Consider the following 18,421-nt stretch of genomic DNA (forward strand, 5'->3'; position numbering starts at 1 on the left):
CTCACAGTTAAAACATCAGCGCTAATCATCACAGTTATTCACAAAACCGTTCTTGCGTATTTTCACAAGGCGTCCTGCGTCAGCCTGCAGGGTCGCTAATCGGTCGATGTTGGTCCAGTTGCGCAGGCAGCAGGCAGGGTCATTGCTGATCAATACTGCAGTTTTGCTGCGCAATCGCTAGAATGGCGGCCTTTGCGAAGTTCTGGAGTTTCCCCCCTATGCGCACTTTTCGGCTAGTGATCGCTTGCCCGGACGGCGTCGGCATCGTTGCTAAGGTCAGTAACTTTCTGGCGTCACACAATGGCTGGATCACTGAAGCGAGCCATCACTCGGACAATCTCAGTGGCTGGTTCTTCATGCGTCACGAAATTCGGGCCGACTCCCTGCCGTTCGGTCTGGAGGCCTTTCGTGAGGCATTTGCCCCGATCGCCGAAGAGTTCTCAATGAACTGGCGTATCACCGACACCGCGCAGAAAAAACGCGTGGTGCTGATGGCCAGCCGTGAGTCCCACTGCCTGGCCGACCTGCTGCACCGCTGGCACAGCGATGAGCTGGACTGCGAGATTTCCTGCGTGATCTCCAACCACAACGACCTGCGCAGCATGGTCGAGTGGCACGGCATTCCTTACTACCATGTGCCGGTGGACCCGCAGAACAAAGAGCCGGCGTTTGCCGAAGTGTCGCGCCTGGTCAAGCAGCACGATGCAGAAGTCGTGGTGCTGGCGCGCTACATGCAGATCCTGCCGCCTGAGCTGTGCAGCGAGTACGCACACAAGGTGATCAACATCCACCACAGCTTCCTGCCGTCGTTCGTGGGGGCCAAGCCTTACCACCAGGCCTCGATGCGCGGTGTGAAGCTGATCGGCGCCACGTGCCACTACGTCACCGAAGAGCTGGACGCAGGTCCGATCATCGAGCAGGACGTGGTGCGCGTCAGCCACAGCGACAGCATCGAAGACATGGTGCGTTTCGGCCGTGACGTCGAGAAGATGGTGTTGGCCCGCGGCCTGCGCTATCACCTGGAAGACCGCGTGCTGGTGCATGGCAACAAGACCGTGGTGTTCTGATTCGTCGCCGACAGGCAAAAGGGCCTCAAGCGTTGTACGCTTGAGGCCCTTTTTTGTTGCCGGGTGCGGACCATGAGCGATCCACTGGACAAGGCCACTTCCACAGCCCCTGCCACCCTGGGCGAAGGCTGCCTGAGCCGTTACGACCCCGATGACTTGAGCAGCGAGGACGGCACCGAGTTTCCCGGTGCAGCCGAGTTATGGCAGCAGTTGCAGGCCCCGCCGGAGCCTGAAGGCAAGCCCTGACAGCTCCTGCACGCGCATTCAGATACGGAAACTGCCCACCAGTTGCTTGAGGCGCGCCGCCTGTTGTTCCAGGTCGGAGCAGGCCCGCAAGGTCGACTGCAGGTTTTCCACGCCTTCCTGATTCAGGGTGTTGATCTCGGTGATGTCGACGTTGATCGACTCCACCACGGCAGTCTGTTCCTCGGTGGCGGTGGCCACCGACTGGTTCATGCCGTCAATTTCGCCGATGCGCAGGGTCACGCTGCTCAGCCGCTCACCGGCCAGGTTGGCGATCTCCACGCTGTCCTGGCTATGGCGCTGGCTGTCACCCATGGTGCTGACCGACTCGCGGGCGCCGACTTGCAGCTCCTCGATCATGGTCTGCACCTGTTGTGCCGACTCCTGGGTGCGGTGCGCCAGGTTGCGCACTTCATCGGCCACTACCGCAAAACCGCGTCCGGCCTCACCGGCCCGCGCAGCCTCGATAGCCGCGTTGAGTGCCAGCAGGTTGGTTTGCTGGGAGATGCTGGTGATCACTTCGAGAATCTGCCCGATGTTCACGGTCTTGCTGTTGAGCGACTCGATGTTGCTGCTGGAAGCGCTGAGCATGCTCGACAGTTGATTCATCGCGGCGATGCTGCGATCCACCACTTGCTGGCCATCTTCGGCCAGGCTGCGGGCATCGCTGGCCTGGTGCGAGGCTTGTGCGGCGTTGCGGGCGATTTCCTGGGTGGCGGCTCCCAACTGGTTGATGGCGGCCGCGACGCTGTTGGTGCGGCTCGATTGTTCGTCACTGTTGAGCATCGACGAGTTCGAGGCGCTGACCACCCGCAAGGCGACTTCGTTGACTTGCTCGGTGGCTGAGGAAACTTCGCGGATCGAACCGTGGATGCGCTCGACGAAACGGTTGAAGGCGACGCCCAGGGTGCCGAACTCATCGTGGTTCTGGATTGTCAGGCGTCGGGTCAGGTCGCCTTCACCGTCGGCAATGTCCTGCATGGCGCGGGTCATGACGTGCAACGGCTGGATCAACAAGCGGATCAGCATGCCGAGCAGGGCAATAATCACGGTGACGGCAATCACCGTGGCGACGATCGCCGAGGTGCGGAACTCGCTGAGCATCGCGAAGGCCGTGTCTTTGTCCACCGACAGACCGATGTACCAGTTGACCGAGGGCAGGCCCTTGATCTGGCTGAAGGTGAAAATGCGCGTCTTGCCATCCACCTCGACTTCGCTGAAGTCGCTCCCGATGCGCGGGGTGTTGCGCGGATACGCTTCGCTGAGGGACTTCATCACCAGGGATTTATCCGGGTGCACCAGGATCTTGCCGTCGGCGTTGACCAGGAAGGCATAACCCATGCCGTCGAAATCCACGGCCTTGAGGTTGTCGATCAGGGTCTGCAGGCTCAGGTCGCCGCCCACCACCCCGACATTGCTACCGGCTTTTTTCGAGGCGCTGGCAATGGAAATAATGGTTTGGCCGGTGGCCGCATCGATATAGGGTTCGGTCAGCGTGGCGGTGGCGCTGTTCTGCGCGCCGGTGTACCAGGGCCGACCGCGCGGGTCGAAGCCGTCGGGCATTTTCACATCTGGACGGATGGTGAAGCTGCCACCGGCATTGCCCAGGTAAGAGGCCATGAAGGTTGACGTCAGGGCTTTTTGTTCCAGCAGCTCGGCGACGTGCGCATCATCGGCATTGATGGCGATGTTCTGCGCCAGGTTATCGATCAGAAGGATGCGACCGGACAGCCAGGTCTGAATGGTGCTCGCAGTGACATTCCCCATTTCATTGAGGTAGCTGTCGAGGTCCTGGCGAATTGCATTGCGCTGCAGATAGTCGTTGTACAGCGTAAATGTGGCGAACGCGGCAATGACGATAAGGGCGGCGGCAAGCAGGATTTTGTGGCTGAAGCGCAGATTGTTGTTCATGGCTTGTGGTGTCCGCTAATGTCTTGTGTGGGGCGTGTTGCGACAAAAAAGCGCGCACGATAGGCGCTGTTGCACATAAGCTGATATTTCCGTCGTTCCTTAGGGAATTATCTGACCTGATATTCAGTCTGGTCTCTCGCTTATCTCTATCGGCTGTGTAGGACCAAAGCTTAATCATGGGTGACAAAATGCCTGATTCATTGAAACTCGTTATTGGTGCCGACCTTCAAGGGCAGCCGATTGCCCAGGCCATGCGCCTGGCCAACCGCCACGGATTGGTGGCGGGTGCCACCGGCACCGGGAAGACCGTCACCCTGCAACGTCTGGCCGAAGCCTTCAGTGACGCCGGGGTCGCGGTGTTTGCCGCCGACATCAAGGGCGACCTGTGCGGGCTCGGGGCCGCGGGCAATCCCCAGGGCAAAGTGGCTGAGCGGATTGCCGGCATGCCATGGCTCAACTACCAGCCGGCGGCCTATCCGGTAACGTTGTGGGATATCCACGGGCAGTCTGGTCATCCGTTGCGTACGACCTTGAGTGAAATGGGGCCGTTGTTGCTCGGCAGCTTGTTGGAGCTGACCGACAGCCAGCAGTCGGCGCTGTACGCCGCCTTCAAGGTGGCCGATCGCGAGGGGTTGCTGCTGCTGGACCTCAAGGACCTCAAGGCCCTGCTCAACCACCTGAAGGACAACCCTGAGCTGCTCGGCGATGACGCCGCCCTGATGACCACCGGTTCCAGCCAGGCGCTGTTGCGGCGCCTGGCCACCCTGGAACAGCAGGGGGCCGAGGCGCTGTTCGGCGAGCCGGCGTTGCAGCTGCAAGACATTCTCGCCCCGGCCAGCGATGGTCGCGGGCGCATCCACCTGCTGGATGCCAGCCGCCTGGTACACGAGGCGCCGAAGGTCTACGCGACTTTCCTGCTGTGGTTGCTGGCCGAACTGTTCGAGCAACTGCCGGAGCGCGGCGATGCCGAGAAACCGCTGCTGGCGTTGTTTTTCGACGAGGCCCACTTGCTCTTCGCCGGCACGCCCAAAGCCCTGCAGGAGCGTCTGGAACAGGTGGTGCGGTTGATCCGCTCCAAGGGCGTGGGGGTGTATTTCGTCACCCAGTCGCCGGGCGACCTGCCCGATGACGTGCTGGCCCAGCTGGGCTTGCGCATCCAGCACGGGCTGCGGGCATTTACCGCCAAGGAGCAGAAATCCCTGAAAGCGGTGGCAGACGGTTTCCGGCCCAACCCGGCGTTCAGCGCACTGCAAGTGCTGACCGACCTGGGGATTGGCGAGGCACTGGTGGGGACTCTGCAAGAGAAGGGCACGCCGGAGATGGTCCAGCGGGTCCTGGTGGCGCCGCCGCAATCGCGTATCGGGCCATTGAGCGAAGCTGAACGTGCCGCGCTGATTGCCAGCTCACCGTTGGTCGGGCGTTACGACAAACCGATCGACCGCGAGTCGGCCTATGAAGTGCTGATGGGGCGCAAGGGCCTGGCGCCGGAGGCCGAGGCTGTGCCGGATAAGCCGGCGGCAGAGGGGCCGAGCTTCACCGAGCAGGCCGGCGAGTTTCTCGGCACCGCTGCCGGGCAGGCGCTGAAGTCAGCAATGCGCCAGGCGGCTAACCAGTTGGGCCGGCAGTTGGTGCGTGGGTTGATGGGGTCGTTGCTGGGCGGCAGCAAGCGCCGCTGAAGGTGGGGGAGCGGGCGCTATCGTGAGCCTGTTCCCGCCTGCATTCTTCGACCGCTCAGGCCTTGGGCTTGGCGTGTGCCGCCAGGCGCTCCAGGGCTGCCCGCAGATTGGGGTCGGTAATCCCGTCGGCCGTGGCCTGGATGGTGGCCGCCGCGTCACTGGACAGGTCCATGGTGTGGCCGGCCGCGCCTTGCTGCACGGTGGGCGGTTGAACCTTGAACAGAATCCGCGTCAGGCTGGCGAATTCGTCGAAGGCCTGCAGTTGACGTTGCAGGCGTTTTTGCTGGTAGCGCAAGCGGGTGGCCCAGTGTCCGTCGGTGACGATCAACAGCAGGCTGCCTTCGCGCCAGGACGCCACGTGGCAATGTTCCCGGGCGGCCGGCTGTAATTGGCTTTCGAGCAAGCGCTGCAGATGACCCAGGCGTTGTGCGTGGCCGAATATGGCTTTTAACGGTTTGGCTTCGCGTAGCAGAACGGCGGGTGCTCTGGCCGTAAGAGGGCGAAATGCCATGATCAGACACCTGAAGTAACAGAGCCGCCATGGTAGCAGAAAGCGTGGGATACACCCGCCCCATTGCTTTGTTACCGCTTTACCCACTAAATCAATGAGTAACTTCTGCTGCAAATGGCTTGAAGTTCAGTAAAAAGCCCTTATTTTAAGTGAGCCCCGTCACAGCGCTGTGCCAGCATCGTGGAATAACGCCACTTTCCTCACCATCGTTTCCGGGTAGAATGCTCGTTCGCATGCGGCCATGAGGGCTGCTCGGGCGACTCACGGGGCCGCCCTCCATCCCTTTAGTGTGGAAGATCCTGCCGATATGTTTGCGCCTTTGTTAAAGAAACTTTTTGGAAGCAAGAATGAGCGTGAAGTCAAACGCATGCTCAAGACGGTGCAACTCGTCAATGCCTTCGAAGAGCGAATGGTGGCCCTTTCGGACGATCAATTGCGTGCCAAGACAGACGAGTTCAAGGCCCGCTTCGCCAAAGGGGAGACCCTCGACAAACTGCTGCCCGAGGCCTTTGCGGTAGCCCGCGAAGCCGGTAAGCGTGTCATGGGCATGCGCCACTTCGACGTCCAATTGATCGGCGGCATGACCCTGCACGAAGGCATGATTGCCGAGATGCGTACCGGTGAGGGCAAGACCCTGGTGGCGACACTGGGCGTTTACCTCAACGCACTGTCCGGCAAAGGCGTGCACGTGGTCACGGTGAACGACTACCTGGCCCGCCGCGATGCCAACTGGATGCGTCCGCTCTATGAGTTCCTCGGCCTGACGGTCGGCGTGGTCACGCCGTTCCAGCCGCCGGAAGAGAAGCGCGCGGCCTATGCCTGCGACATCACCTACGGCACCAACAACGAATTCGGTTTCGACTACCTGCGCGATAACATGGCGTTCAGCATGGAAGAAAAATTCCAGCGCGAACTCAATTTTGCCGTGATCGACGAAGTCGACTCGATCCTCATCGACGAAGCCCGTACCCCACTGATCATTTCCGGTCAGGCCGAAGACAGCTCCAAGCTCTATATCGAGATCAACAAACTGATCCCGCAACTGGAGCTGCATGTCGAGGAAGTGGAAGGCGTCGTCACCAAGGCCGGTCACTACAGCGTCGACGAGAAGACCCGCCAGGTCGAACTCAACGAAGCCGGTCACCAGTACATCGAAGAAGTGCTGACCCGCATCGGCCTGCTGGCTGAAGGCGAGAGCCTGTACTCGGCGCACAACCTGGGCCTGTTGACCCACGTGTATGCCGGCCTGCGCGCGCACAAGCTGTTCCACCGCAACATCGAATACATCGTGCAGGACGGCCAGGTAGTCCTGGTCGACGAACACACCGGCCGTACCATGCCGGGCCGTCGTTTGTCCGAAGGCCTGCACCAGGCCATCGAGGCCAAGGAAAACCTGAACATCCAGGCCGAGAGCCAGACCCTGGCATCGACCACCTTCCAGAACTACTTCCGTCTGTACAACAAACTGTCCGGCATGACCGGTACGGCCGACACCGAAGCGTTCGAATTCCACCAGATCTATGGCCTGCAGGTCATGGTCATCCCGCCGAACAAGCCGCTGGCGCGTAAAGACTACAACGACCTGGTGTTCCTCACCGCGGACGAGAAGTACGCCGCCATCGTCACCGACATCAAGGAAAGCATGGCAGCGGGGCGCCCGGTTCTGGTGGGTACCGCGACCATCGAAACCTCCGAGCACATGTCGCGCCTGCTGGACAAGGAAGGCATCGAACACAAGGTTCTGAACGCCAAGTTCCACGAAAAGGAAGCCGAGATCATTGCCCAGGCCGGTCGCCCAGGCGCGCTGACCATCGCCACCAACATGGCCGGTCGTGGTACCGACATCCTGTTGGGCGGTAACTGGGAAGTGGAAGTGGCTTCCCTGGAGAACCCGACGCCGGAGCAGATCGCCCAGATCAAGGCCGACTGGCAGAAGCGTCACCAGCAAGTGCTCGAGTCGGGCGGCTTGCAGGTGATCGCTTCGGAGCGTCACGAATCGCGCCGTATCGACAACCAACTGCGTGGTCGTGCCGGTCGCCAGGGTGACGCCGGTTCCAGCCGCTTCTACCTGTCGCTGGAAGACAGCCTGATGCGTATTTTCGCCTCTGACCGGGTGAAAAACTTCATGAAGGCCCTGGGCATGCAGCCTGGTGAGGCGATCGAGCACCGCATGGTGACCAACGCCATCGAAAAGGCCCAGCGCAAGGTGGAAGGTCGTAACTTCGACATCCGTAAGCAATTGCTGGAGTTCGACGACGTCAACAACGAACAGCGTAAAGTGATCTATCACATGCGTAACACGTTACTGGCCGCCGACAACATCGGCGAGACCATCGCCGACTTCCGCCAGGACGTGCTCAACGCCACCGTTTCGGCGCACATTCCTCCGCAATCGCTGCCTGAACAGTGGGACGTTGCCGGTCTGGAAGCCGAGCTGGAAAGCGGTTTCGGGGTGAAGCTGCCGATCCAGCAATGGCTCGACGAAGACGATCACCTGTACGAAGAAACCCTGCGCGAGAAGCTGATGCAAGAGCTGATCGCCGCGTACAACGAAAAAGAAGACCAGGCGGGCGCCGAAGCCCTGCGCACCTTCGAGAAGCAAATCGTGTTGCGCGTGCTGGACGACCTGTGGAAAGACCACCTGTCGACCATGGACCACCTGCGCCACGGTATCCACTTGCGTGGCTACGCCCAGAAGAACCCGAAGCAGGAATACAAGCGCGAGTCGTTCACGCTGTTCTCCGAGCTGCTGGATTCGATCAAGCGCGACTCGATCCGGGTTCTGTCCCACGTTCAGGTACGTCGCGAAGATCCGATCGAAGAAGAGCAACGCCTGCGTCAGGAAGCCGAGGCGCTGGCCGCTCGCATGCAGTTCCTGCACGACGAAGCACCTGGCCTGGAGCAACCGGAGCTGTTGGGTGAAGAGGTCGATGTGGCCCTCGCCACCGCGCCGGTACGCAACGAGCAGAAGCTGGGCCGCAACGAGCTGTGCTACTGCGGTTCGGGCAAGAAATTCAAGCATTGCCACGGGCAGATCCAGTAAAACCCGTCGTCAACGCTGAAATACCCACGCCGCGACCGGCATCAGCCGTCGCGGCGTTTTACCATTCGAAGCACCGACGCCGCGCGTCAGAAAGCGTGGCGCCCCGGGTGCAGACATTATCTAGTGAGGAGCGCATTCATGGCTGTTGGTCTTGGTCCTTTGCCCACGTTGCACCCGGTTGCCGGTTTTGAACTCGGTATCGCTTCGGCTGGCATCAAGCGCCCTGGGCGCAAGGATGTCGTGGTCATGCGCTGTGCCGAAGGCTCGACCGTCGCCGGTGTGTTCACCTTGAACGCTTTCTGCGCCGCGCCGGTGATCCTGGCCAAGCAACGAGTCCAGGGCGCAGTGCGTTACCTGCTGACCAACACCGGCAACGCCAACGCCGGCACCGGTGAGCCGGGCCTGGCTGCCGCCGAGCGGACCTGCGCCAAGCTGGCCGAACTGACCGGTGTCGACGCGAGCCAGGTGCTGCCGTACTCCACGGGGGTGATCGGCGAACCGTTGCCCGTGGAGAAGATCGAAGGCGCGCTGCAGGCCGCCCTCGATGACCTGTCGGAAAACAACTGGGAAGCCGCGGCCACCGGGATCATGACCACTGACACCCTGCCCAAGGGCGCCAGCCGGCAATTCCAGCACGACGGCGTGACCATCACCGTCACTGGCATCAGCAAAGGCGCCGGGATGATTCGCCCGAACATGGCGACCATGCTGGGCTACATCGCCACCGACGCCAAAGTGTCCCGCGAAGTGCTGCAGAACCTGATGCTGGACGGTGCCAACAAGTCGTTCAACCGCATCACCATCGATGGCGATACCTCGACCAACGATTGCTGCATGCTGATCGCCACCGGCCAGGCGGCACTGCCAGAAATTACCGAGGCCAGCGGCCCGTTGTTCGCGGCGCTCAAGCAGGCGGTGTTCGAGGTGTGCATGGACGTGGCACAGGCCATCGTGCGTGACGGCGAAGGGGCGACCAAGTTCGTCACCGTCGAAGTCAATGGCGGCGGCAACCACCAGGAGTGCCTGGACGTGGGCTACACCGTGGCACACTCGCCGCTGATCAAGACCGCGCTGTTCGCCTCCGACCCGAACTGGGGCCGGATCCTGGCCGCTGTCGGCCGTGCCGGCGTGCCGAACCTGGACGTGAGCAAGATCGACGTGTTCCTTGGCGAAGTGTGCATCGCCAGCCGTGGCGCCCGCGCGGCCAGCTACACCGAGGCCCAGGGTTCGGCGGTGATGCAGCGTGAGGAAATCACCATTCGCATCGAGCTGGGCCGTGGTGACTGCAGCGAAACCATCTGGACCACCGACCTGTCCCACGAATACGTGAAGATCAACGCCGAATACCGCACCTGACGCACTCCTGGCAGGCCTTGCTTCTCCTGCAGGAGCAAGGCTTGCCCGCGATGCAGGCCGCAGGCCTGCCGCTTGTCCCCTCAGCCAAAGGTCCCCGAATATGAGCTACCACCTGATCATCGGCGACAAACTGTACTCCTCCTGGTCCCTGCGCGGTGCCCTGGCACTGGATCTCGCTGGCGCGACCTACACCGAAGAACTGATCAAACTCAACCAGCCCGATACCCGCGAGAGGCTGCTCAAGCATTCGCCGACGGCCAAGGTGCCACTGCTCAAGACCGAGCACGGGACCATTGCCGACTCGTTGGCGATTGCCGAGTACCTGGTCGAGCGTTTCCCTGATGCCGGGCTCTGGCCCAAGGACATCGCCGCCCGTGCCCAGGCGCGTTCGGCGTGCGCACAGATGCACAGCGGTTTTTTTGCAATCCGCGGCAACATGCCGTTTGACCTGAGCCGTGACGCGCCGCTGACGCCGATGCCGGCCGAGGTGCAGGCCGAGATCCAGCGGATGCTGGCGCTGTGGGCCGAGTGCCGCGCCGCCGCTGCAGAAGCCGGGCCGTTCCTGTTCGGCACAGTCAGCCTGGCCGATGCGTTTTTTGCCCCGATTGCCGTGCGCCTGCGCACCTATCAAGTCGAGTTACCGCCGGTCGACGCGGCCTATGTCGAGACGATTTACCAATGGCCAGCCTTCAAGGCCTGGCAGCAAGCTGGTCTGGAGGAAGTAGCGCGGTGAAACGAGTCCATGTAGCCGCAGCGGTGATCCGCGATGCCAGCGGCAAGATCCTGATCGCGCGCCGCGCCGATACCCAACACCAGGGCGGCCTCTGGGAGTTTCCCGGGGGTAAGGTCGAGGAGGGTGAAGCCGTGCAGGCTGCGCTCGCCCGCGAACTGCAGGAAGAGCTGGGCATCGGCGTCACGGCCGCGCGGCCGTTGATCAAGGTCCAGCATGATTATCCGGACAAACAGGTGCTGCTGGATGTCTGGGAAGTGTCGGCCTTCAACGGCGAGCCCCACGGTGCCGAAGGCCAGCCATTGGCCTGGGTGACCGCACGGGAGCTGGGCGACTACGAGTTTCCCGCGGCCAACCAGCCGATCGTCGCGGCGGCGCGCTTGCCGGCTGAGTACCTGATTACCCCAGAGGACCTGGAAACCCCGGCCCTGCTGCGTGGAATCCAGAAAGCCATCGCCGGCGGGATCAAGCTGATCCAGCTGCGGGCACCCAACGGTTATGACCCCAAGTACCGCGATCTGGCGGTGGATGCGGTGGGCTTGTGTGCCGGCAAGGCGCAATTGATGCTCAAGGGGCCGTTCGAGTGGTTGGGGGATTTCCCTTCGGCCGGTTGGCACATCACGGCGGCGCAGCTGCGCAAGTATGCCAGTGCAGGTCGTCCGTTACCGGCTTCGCGCTGGTTGGCGGCGTCCTGTCACAACGCTGAGGAACTGAGCCTGGCCGAGCAGATGGGCGTGGACTTTGTCACCCTGTCGCCAGTGCAGCCGACCCAGACTCATCCTGACGCTGCGCCATTGGGCTGGGAGCAGGCTTCGCAGTTGATCACCGGTTTCAGCAAGCCGGTGTTCCTGTTGGGCGGGGTTGGTCCTGAAGAACGGCAGAAGGCCTGGGACGCAGGGGCCCAGGGTGTCGCGGGGATTCGGGCGTTCTGGCCTGGGGCCTGATGGGTTGTTGCATTTGCCGGCCCCATCGCGAGCAGGCTCGCTCCCACAGGTTTTTGGATATATGCAGGATCTACAGATACTCCAAACCATTGTGGGAGCGGGCTTGCCCGCGATGACGGCCTTGAATGCGCGGCTGATCTTCGAGGCTAAGCCTCAGGTTTGGCCGCCGCCTGCCAAAGAATTTCGTCGATCCCCTGACGCTTGGCAATCAAGCGCGCCGCTACGAACAACAGATCCGACAAACGATTGATGTAGGCCAGGCCCACCCCGGCCAAGGGCTCGATTGCGTTCAGCTGCTGGCAACGGCGTTCGGCGCTGCGGGCCAGGCTACGGCAGACGTGCGCCTGGGCGATCAGTGCCGAGCCGCCTGGCAAAATGAAATTCTCCAGTGGTCCCAGTTCCTCGTTCCAGGTATCGATGGCCGATTCCAGGCGTTCGACTTCCGCCCCATTCAGCGCTTGGTACACCGGCATTGCCAGCTCACCGCCGAGGTCGAACAGGCGATGCTGGCATGGCTCCAGCACGTCGCTGATTTGCCTCAGGCCCGGATAGTTGTGGCTCTGTTCAGCCAGTGCTGCCAGCAGCAGGCCGAGTTGGCTGTTGAGGGTGTCGACTTCGCCGATGGCCTCGACCCGCGGATGGTCCTTGGGCACGCGACGACCGTCGCCCAGCCCGGTTTCACCGGCGTCGCCGGTGCGGGTGTAAATCTTCGACAGGCGAAAGCCCATGCTTAGCGCTCCAGTTGTTTGAGTTCGTGAGAGGCGAGGGGGGAGCCGGCCAGGGGCAGGCGCAAGGTAAAACAGGTGCCTTGACCCAGGGTCGACTGCACTTCCATCTGGCCCTTGTGGTTGTTGGTGATGATGAAATATGACACCGAAAGCCCCAGGCCCGTGCCCTGGCCGATTTCCTTGGTGGTGAAGAAGGGTTCGAAGGTGCGTTTGCGCACGTTCTCGCTCATGCCGATGCCGTTGTCCTCGACCTGAATCTCGGCCCAGGGCGGGTTCAGGCGGGTGCGCAGGATGATGCGCCCGGGTTCGCTGTCGTCTTCGCGCAGGTGAATCGCCTGGGCTGCGTTTTTCAGCAGGTTGAGCAGCACTTGTTCCAGTTCGTTGGCGGTGCCGGGCACCGGCCCCAGTTGCGGGTCGAACTGTCGAATGATGGCCTGGCCCTTGAAGTCGAAGCCAATGGCTAGGTCGAAGTCGTTGCCGGCAATCTCCACGGCTTGGTCGATCAGGGCCGGCAGGTCGCAAGGGGCCATCTGTCGGTTGCTTCGGCGGCTGAAGCTGAGCATGTGGGTGACGATCTTCGCGGCGCGGGCTCCGGCCTGCTGGATGCCATCCAGCAGTTGCGGGACTTCTCGGCTGCGCAGGTATTGATTGACGTTGTCCAGTTCGACGCCAAGCTGCTCAGCCGTCTCGAGGTTTTTCGGCAGCTCGTTCGACAGCCGCCGACGGATGTTCTGCACGTTGTGCAGGATGGCGCCCAGGGGGTTGTTGATTTCGTGGGCCATGCCCGCCGCCAGGCCGCCGACCGAGAGCATCTTCTCCGATTGCACCATCATTTCTTCCAGGGACAGGCGCTGGGTGATGTCGTCGATCCGAATCACCACGCCGCGCCCGGCGCCACCCATCAACGGGTAGAAGGTCAGGGCATAGTGCCTGGCTTCATCGTCCTTGACCCAGGTGACCCGCTCGATCTTGACCACGCTGTGCTGCTCGACGGTTTCCTTGAGCTGTGGCAGGAACGGCTTGAGCGGTTCAAAGGCGAGGAAGATCGGCTGGTTCAACGCTTCGTCCAGGCGGGTCCCGGAAAGCGCGCTGGCCTCCTGGTTCCACTGGGTCACGTAGAGCTGCTCGTCGAGGGCGATCAACGCCGAGGGCATGGAGTCGATGATGCTGTTGAGGTAGTTCTGGAACCCGGTGAGCTTCTTCTCGATCTTGCTGCGTACCTGGACCTCCAGTTCCAGCTTGCGGTTGGTGTGCCGGGTCTCCTCGGCCAGGCCCTGGGCCTGGTCGTAGGCGGCCTGGGAGTCGTCCCGGGCGCGCTTGAGTTGTTGTTCGCGGGCTTCGATACGCGAGAGCATGGTGTTGAAGGCTTCGGCGAGGCTGCCGATTTCATCGAGGTTGCCGCGGGAGGCACGCAGGGCGTAGTTCTCTTCGCGGGTGACCTGGCGGGACAGCTCCTCGAGTTGATGGATCGGCTGGGTAATCAGGCGTTTGATCTGCTGGGCAATCAGCAGCCACAGCAGCACGCTGAAAATCAGGATGCCCAGGCTGGCGGTGAGCGTGCCCGTGTAGAACGCCATCGGTAATTCGCTACTGGCTACCAGCAGCAAATGACCGGGCTCCTGGCCCGGACGCAGCAGGGTGATCACTTGATTGCTGCGAAACTCGGTGGCTTGCCAGTCTTCGACATGGCGATAGCGCTTGGGCAGCTCAAGGGGGTCGCCCCGTTGCATCTGGGCCAGCAGTCGACCCTCGGCGTCGTACAGCGCGGCGGCACGCAGGGGCGTATAGCTGTTGAGTTCGTGGAGCAGTTTTTCCCCGTCTGCCGGCGAGTTCAGGGCCTGGCTGGCAATCGATGGGTTGGCGACCAGCCGGCCGATGGTCTGCAGGGCCTGTGGTGCCATGCTTTCCTGGGAGATCCAATAGGCGGCGCTGATAAAGGTCAGGTTGGCCACCAGCAGGACGGTGATCAACAGCACCAACAGGGCCGCCAGCAGTTTCTGGCCGACCGGTAGGTTTTCAAGGCGCTGGCGCAAGGGCATCGGGGTCGTCGCTGAAGAAGAACAGGAGGCCAGCGTAGCCGCTGCTCAGTCGCTGGGCAATCCGCGTGTTCGCAGGTGGGCCATCAGGCGCTGCTGCAACTGATTAAGGTGTGGCAGCACCAGTTGATGGCGTGCGGCGACCTCGCAGGCGTGGCCCAGCAGGTAGCTGATTTCGGTACGGCGCTGGTTGGCCACGTCCTGGTACATGGACGAGTAGTTGGCGGCGGTGGCCAGGATCACCCGCTCGACCTCCTGCTGCAGGTCTTGCGCCGCTGCGGGCTGGCCACAGTGTTCGAGCAACAGAGCCAGTTCACTGCACAGGGTGGCGACTTCGCATTGGTGCTGCTGCAGGCCACCATTGCGGCAATCGTGGAGCACCGTCAGCGGATTGATCGCACAATTGAGCGCCAGTTTGCGCCACAGCCGGGTCAGGATGTCCACGCTCCAGGCATGGGGGATGCCGGCGGCTTCAAGGTCGTCGAGCCAGATCGGTGCCACCGGATGGCTGCTATCGCCGAGCCAGGTGTAGCCATGGCCGGCGAACACGACCCGCCAGTCGCCATCGCGAAACGCGCCTTCGGTGCTGGAGGCAAAAATGCAGCGCGCCTGGGGCACCCGTGCGGCGACGGCGTCCTGGCTGCCGAGACCGTTCTGCAGCAGGATCAACTCGGCAGCAGGGGCCAGGCGATGGGCCAGTTGCGCGACGGCGGCCTCGGCGTCGTACGCCTTGCAGGCCACCAGCAGACGCTCGATTGGCGCGTCATTGGCGAGGGTTTCGGCCGGCACCGGATAACACTGGGCCTGGCCTTGTTCCACCAGGGTCAGGCCGCCGGCCGCCTGATAAGCCTGTAGGCGTGCCGTATCGCGCACGATCAACCGTACCGGCAGGCCGGCGCGCGCCAGGCGGGTGGCCCACAAGGTGCCGAGGCTGCCTGCGCCGAGGATATGCCAGGTGGTCGACATCAGTTTTGTGCTCTGATTGGCAGGTGCATGTGCGGCTCGCAGATTCGAATGGGCAAGACCCGTTATAATCAGCGCGGATTTTAACCGCAAGCCAGGCGTACACCTGAGTTATTGTGCGCGCCCATTTTTAATTGGAGAGATTACATGCCGTCGTTCGACGTGGTATCCGAACTGGACAAACACGAAGTCACCAACGCGGTCGAAAACGCCGTCAAGGAACTCGACCGTCGTTATGACCTGAAAGGCAAAGGCAGCTTCGAGTTCAAGGAAAAGGACCTGACCGTCAACCTGACCGCCGAGGCCGACTTCCAGCTTGAGGCGATGATCGAGATCCTCAAGCTGGCGCTGGTCAAGCGCAAGATCGACGTACAGTGCCTTGAGGTCAAGGACGCCTTCGCCTCCGGCAAGCTGGTGAAGCAGGAAGCGGTCCTCAAGGAAGGCATCGACAAAGAGCTGGCGAAGAAGATCGTGGCTCATGTCAAGGACGCCAAGCTCAAGGTCCAGGCCGCCATCCAGGGCGAGCAGGTACGCATCACCGGCAAGAAGCGTGATGACCTGCAAGACGCGATCGCCGCGTTGCGCGCCAAGGAATTCGGCATGCCGCTGCAGTTCAACAACTTTCGCGACTGATCAGTCATCAGGGAACCTCTCGGCGTAATTGACGTCCGAGGCCCAAGCAATAGCAGAAATGATTGAGCCCTGGCGGTTCGATCTTTCTGCTGCTTGGTTTTTAAGTGCCGGGTAGCCGGGAATCAGGAGAAAAAGATGGATTTGAACGCTGAAGTGGACAACCTGGTCAAGGCTTCCCAGGCCTGGATCCCGATGATCATGGAGTACGGCAGCCGGGTGCTGCTGGCGGTCCTCACCCTGGCCATTGGCTGGTGGTTGATCAACAAGCTGACCACCAAGGTTGGCAAACTGCTGGCGCTGCGCAATGCCGACCTGGCCTTGCAGGGGTTTATCAGCAGCCTGGCGAACATCGTTCTCAAGGTGCTGCTGGTCGTCAGTGTCGCGTCGATGATCGGCGTCGAGACCACCTCCTTTGTCGCCGCGATCGGTGCCGCGGGCCTGGCCATTGGCCTGGCGTTGCAAGGCAGCCTGGCGAACTTCGCCGGTGGGGTGCTGATCCTGCTGTTCCGTCCGTTCCGTATCGGTGACTTCATTGAAGCCCAGGGCACGGCGGGTACTGTCGACAGCATCCAGATTTTCCATACGATCATCCGTACTGGCGACAACAAGACCGTCATTGTGCCGAACGGCGTGCTGTCCAACGGCATCATCACCAACACCAACCGTCAGTTGACCCGCAAAGTGGTATTCGATGTGGGCGTGGACTACGAAGCGGACCTGCAGAAGGCCCGTGCCGTGCTGCTGGAACTGGCCAAGGATGCGCGGGTCCTGACCGATCCTGCGCCGGTGGCGGTGGTTTCGGTCCTGGGTGATAGCGCGATCACACTATCGCTGCGTGTTTGGGTGAAGACCGCAGACTACTGGGACGTGATGTTCCACTTTAATGAACACTCCCGTGATCGCTTGAAAGAGGCGGGTATTGATATTCCGTTTCCACAGCGCGTGATTCGTGTAGTTCAAGAAATGGCGTAACGTAAAAGCGCTACCGCTTGGCTTACTGGCCAGGCAGTGACTTAGAACCCAAGGGGCGATAAACCCCTTGGGTTTTTTTATATCGGTAGCTTTCAAATAGAGTGGCTGCTTACTATTAGCTTGCTACTTAATTGTTTCTGAAGAGTGTGTGCGCCTGTCATCAAGTTGCAATAAAAAAGCCCCTCACCTTTTCGGGGGAGGGGCTTTTATTTGAGCCAGGCTCAAGACGCTAGGCAATAACCACTGATTACAAAATGTTCAGAGGGTATTCAGCGATGATACGCACGTCGTTGTTGTCGGCGGTGTAATCAGCGTTGTAAGCGTTGTTTGCACGGTAGATTGCGCTACGCAGACGCAGGGACAGATCCTTGGCCGGACCTTCCTGGAACACATACTTCGTTTCGAAGTTGAATTCGTGTTCCTTGCCTTCCGAACCGCTAGTGGTATCGATGTTGTTACCGTAGACATAACGGGACATGAAGCTCAGGCCTGGCACGCCGTAGGTGGCCATGTTCAGGTCATAACGAGCCTGGTACGACTTCTCGTCCTTGCCGATGAAGTCGGAGATCTGGATGGAGTTGGCTACGAAGATCGTGCCGTTACCATCAACGCCGTACAGGTAGTTGGTGTCACCGGAGGACTGCTGGTAGCCCAGGGTGAATTTGTGTGCGCCCAGGCTGTAAGCGGCTGCCAAGCTCCACAGTTTGTTGTCCAGTGGGCCGTACAGCGCTGCGCCCTGGTCTTTGGTCTTGTAGGCGTTCAGGTCGAAGTTCAGCGACTGATCGTCATTGATCGGCAGGGTGTAGTTGGCGTTGATGTATTGCTTCTTGAAGTAGTCGTCTACGTCGGAAGCAGCAAAGCCGGCTACGAAGTTATCGGTGAACTGGTAGGTAGCACCACCGATGTTGGCGCTGGTCAGGCCAGGCGAGTGCGGACCGTTGATGCTGTCCTTGCCCATGCCAGTCTGCGAGCTCAGCGCAGTCAAGCGACCCAGGTTGACTTCCAGGCCCTTGATTTCCTTGCTGGTGATGATGGTGCCTTCAGCAACTTCTGGCAGCAGGCGGCTGTCGTCAGTCGAGAAAACCGGGCTGGCAACGAATTGACGGCCGTATTTCAGAGTGGTGTCGGAGAGACGGAATTTGACTGCCGCGCCGCCTTTCGATTGGGTGTCTTCCGGGTTGCCATCGCTGTCGCGAGCGAACAGACCGTTACCAGCGCGACCTGCGCCGCCATCCAGCTTGGCAGTACCGCCAACAAAGGCGTCCAGACCTACGCCGATGGTGCCTTGAGTGAAGCCGGACTCGTAGGTGATCAGTTCGCTGATACCGGTGTCCTGACGATAGCCGCTCTTGTAGCCGCCACCTGGCTTGGCAATGTTGCCAGCGCCGTTACGGAAGTCACGGTTCATGTACTCGATACGAGTCTTGGCTTTCAGACTTTGGTCTTCAACAAAGCCTTTGGCTTCGTCCTGGGAGGACGCGATTGCGAACTGCGAGGTGCCTGCTGAAACAGCCAGTGCGATCATGCTCCACTTCATCACGCGCATCGTGATTTGCTCCTTTGGTTTTTTTGAAGAGTTCTGCCGTCCCACCTGTTTTTTTATCTGGG

15 protein-coding genes and 1 pseudogene are annotated in these 18,421 nt (G+C 61.1%); 9 read left to right on the forward strand and 7 right to left on the reverse strand.

Annotated features, from left to right (window positions below; translation table 11 throughout):
* Window positions 1-218: 218 nt before the first annotated feature.
* Window positions 219-1,067: a formyltetrahydrofolate deformylase gene (gene purU / locus H7995_RS18995; RefSeq protein ID WP_095165714.1), complete on the forward strand. Its 849-nt coding sequence runs from the start codon at window positions 219-221 to the stop codon at window positions 1,065-1,067.
* Between the two features lie 72 nt (window positions 1,068-1,139).
* Window positions 1,140-1,313 carry a hypothetical protein gene (locus tag H7995_RS19000; RefSeq protein WP_166591747.1) on the forward strand — a complete coding sequence of 58 codons (174 nt, stop codon included), beginning with the start codon at window positions 1,140-1,142 and terminating at the stop codon, window positions 1,311-1,313.
* A gap of 18 nt (window positions 1,314-1,331) precedes the next feature.
* On the opposite strand, the gene H7995_RS28875 is transcribed toward H7995_RS19000, so the two are convergent.
* The gene (locus H7995_RS28875) at window positions 1,332-2,096 is read right to left on the reverse strand and encodes a methyl-accepting chemotaxis protein (RefSeq protein ID WP_371927886.1); all 765 of its coding nucleotides are present in this window, start codon (window positions 2,094-2,096) and stop codon (window positions 1,332-1,334) included.
* A 93-nt stretch (window positions 2,097-2,189) separates the two neighbouring features.
* Window positions 2,190-3,221 (reverse strand): annotated as a pseudogene (locus H7995_RS28880) (HAMP domain-containing protein); the annotation flags it as partial.
* A 188-nt stretch (window positions 3,222-3,409) separates the two neighbouring features.
* Here H7995_RS28880 and H7995_RS19010 point away from each other — a divergent pair.
* Window positions 3,410-4,897, forward strand: coding sequence for a helicase HerA-like domain-containing protein (locus H7995_RS19010; protein ID WP_182342016.1), 1,488 nt, complete (start codon window positions 3,410-3,412; stop codon window positions 4,895-4,897).
* A 55-nt stretch (window positions 4,898-4,952) separates the two neighbouring features.
* Here the strand turns inward: H7995_RS19010 and H7995_RS19015 are convergent, their stop codons facing one another.
* A complete protein-coding gene (locus tag H7995_RS19015) occupies window positions 4,953-5,408 on the reverse strand; it encodes a DUF721 domain-containing protein (RefSeq protein ID WP_095165711.1) in 456 nt (151 codons plus the stop codon).
* A gap of 307 nt (window positions 5,409-5,715) precedes the next feature.
* Between H7995_RS19015 and secA the strand changes: the two genes are divergently transcribed.
* The 4 genes from secA (at window position 5,716) to H7995_RS19035 (ending at window position 11,481) form a co-directional block, all read left to right on the forward strand.
* Window positions 5,716-8,451: a preprotein translocase subunit SecA gene (gene secA, locus H7995_RS19020; RefSeq protein WP_095165709.1), complete on the forward strand. Its 2,736-nt coding sequence runs from the start codon at window positions 5,716-5,718 to the stop codon at window positions 8,449-8,451.
* A 138-nt stretch (window positions 8,452-8,589) separates the two neighbouring features.
* Window positions 8,590-9,807, forward strand: a complete 1,218-nt coding sequence (argJ, locus tag H7995_RS19025; RefSeq protein ID WP_166591750.1) for a bifunctional glutamate N-acetyltransferase/amino-acid acetyltransferase ArgJ — start codon at window positions 8,590-8,592, stop codon at window positions 9,805-9,807.
* 100 nt (window positions 9,808-9,907) lie between these two features.
* Window positions 9,908-10,540, forward strand: a complete 633-nt coding sequence (locus tag H7995_RS19030; RefSeq protein ID WP_166591751.1) for a glutathione S-transferase family protein — start codon at window positions 9,908-9,910, stop codon at window positions 10,538-10,540.
* Window positions 10,537-11,481, forward strand: coding sequence for a Nudix family hydrolase (locus tag H7995_RS19035; RefSeq protein WP_166591752.1), 945 nt, complete (start codon window positions 10,537-10,539; stop codon window positions 11,479-11,481). The genes H7995_RS19030 and H7995_RS19035 overlap by 4 nt, the downstream gene beginning before the upstream one ends.
* A gap of 146 nt (window positions 11,482-11,627) precedes the next feature.
* On the opposite strand, the gene H7995_RS19040 is transcribed toward H7995_RS19035, so the two are convergent.
* Genes H7995_RS19040 through H7995_RS19050 form a run of 3 tightly spaced genes read right to left on the reverse strand, consistent with a single transcriptional unit; the run spans window position 11,628 to window position 15,211 of the window.
* The gene (locus H7995_RS19040) at window positions 11,628-12,209 is read right to left on the reverse strand and encodes a cob(I)yrinic acid a,c-diamide adenosyltransferase (RefSeq protein WP_166591753.1); all 582 of its coding nucleotides are present in this window, start codon (window positions 12,207-12,209) and stop codon (window positions 11,628-11,630) included.
* 2 nt (window positions 12,210-12,211) lie between these two features.
* The gene (locus H7995_RS19045; protein WP_166591754.1) at window positions 12,212-14,248 is read right to left on the reverse strand and encodes a sensor histidine kinase; all 2,037 of its coding nucleotides are present in this window, start codon (window positions 14,246-14,248) and stop codon (window positions 12,212-12,214) included.
* A gap of 45 nt (window positions 14,249-14,293) precedes the next feature.
* Window positions 14,294-15,211 (reverse strand): putative 2-dehydropantoate 2-reductase, encoded by a 918-nt coding sequence (locus tag H7995_RS19050; protein WP_166591755.1) that lies wholly within the window; start codon window positions 15,209-15,211, stop codon window positions 14,294-14,296.
* A gap of 144 nt (window positions 15,212-15,355) precedes the next feature.
* On the opposite strand from H7995_RS19050, the gene H7995_RS19055 reads away from it, so the two are divergent.
* Window positions 15,356-15,841 (forward strand): YajQ family cyclic di-GMP-binding protein, encoded by a 486-nt coding sequence (locus H7995_RS19055; RefSeq protein WP_166591756.1) that lies wholly within the window; start codon window positions 15,356-15,358, stop codon window positions 15,839-15,841.
* Between the two features lie 135 nt (window positions 15,842-15,976).
* Window positions 15,977-16,813, forward strand: a complete 837-nt coding sequence (locus tag H7995_RS19060; RefSeq protein WP_166591757.1) for a mechanosensitive ion channel family protein — start codon at window positions 15,977-15,979, stop codon at window positions 16,811-16,813.
* A gap of 247 nt (window positions 16,814-17,060) precedes the next feature.
* Here the strand turns inward: H7995_RS19060 and H7995_RS19065 are convergent, their stop codons facing one another.
* Window positions 17,061-18,359 carry an OprD family porin gene (locus H7995_RS19065; RefSeq protein WP_166591758.1) on the reverse strand — a complete coding sequence of 433 codons (1,299 nt, stop codon included), beginning with the start codon at window positions 18,357-18,359 and terminating at the stop codon, window positions 17,061-17,063.
* Window positions 18,360-18,421 lie beyond the last annotated feature (62 nt).

The organism is Pseudomonas kielensis (assembly GCF_014236655.1).
In the GTDB taxonomy this organism is placed as follows: domain Bacteria; phylum Pseudomonadota; class Gammaproteobacteria; order Pseudomonadales; family Pseudomonadaceae; genus Aquipseudomonas; species Aquipseudomonas kielensis.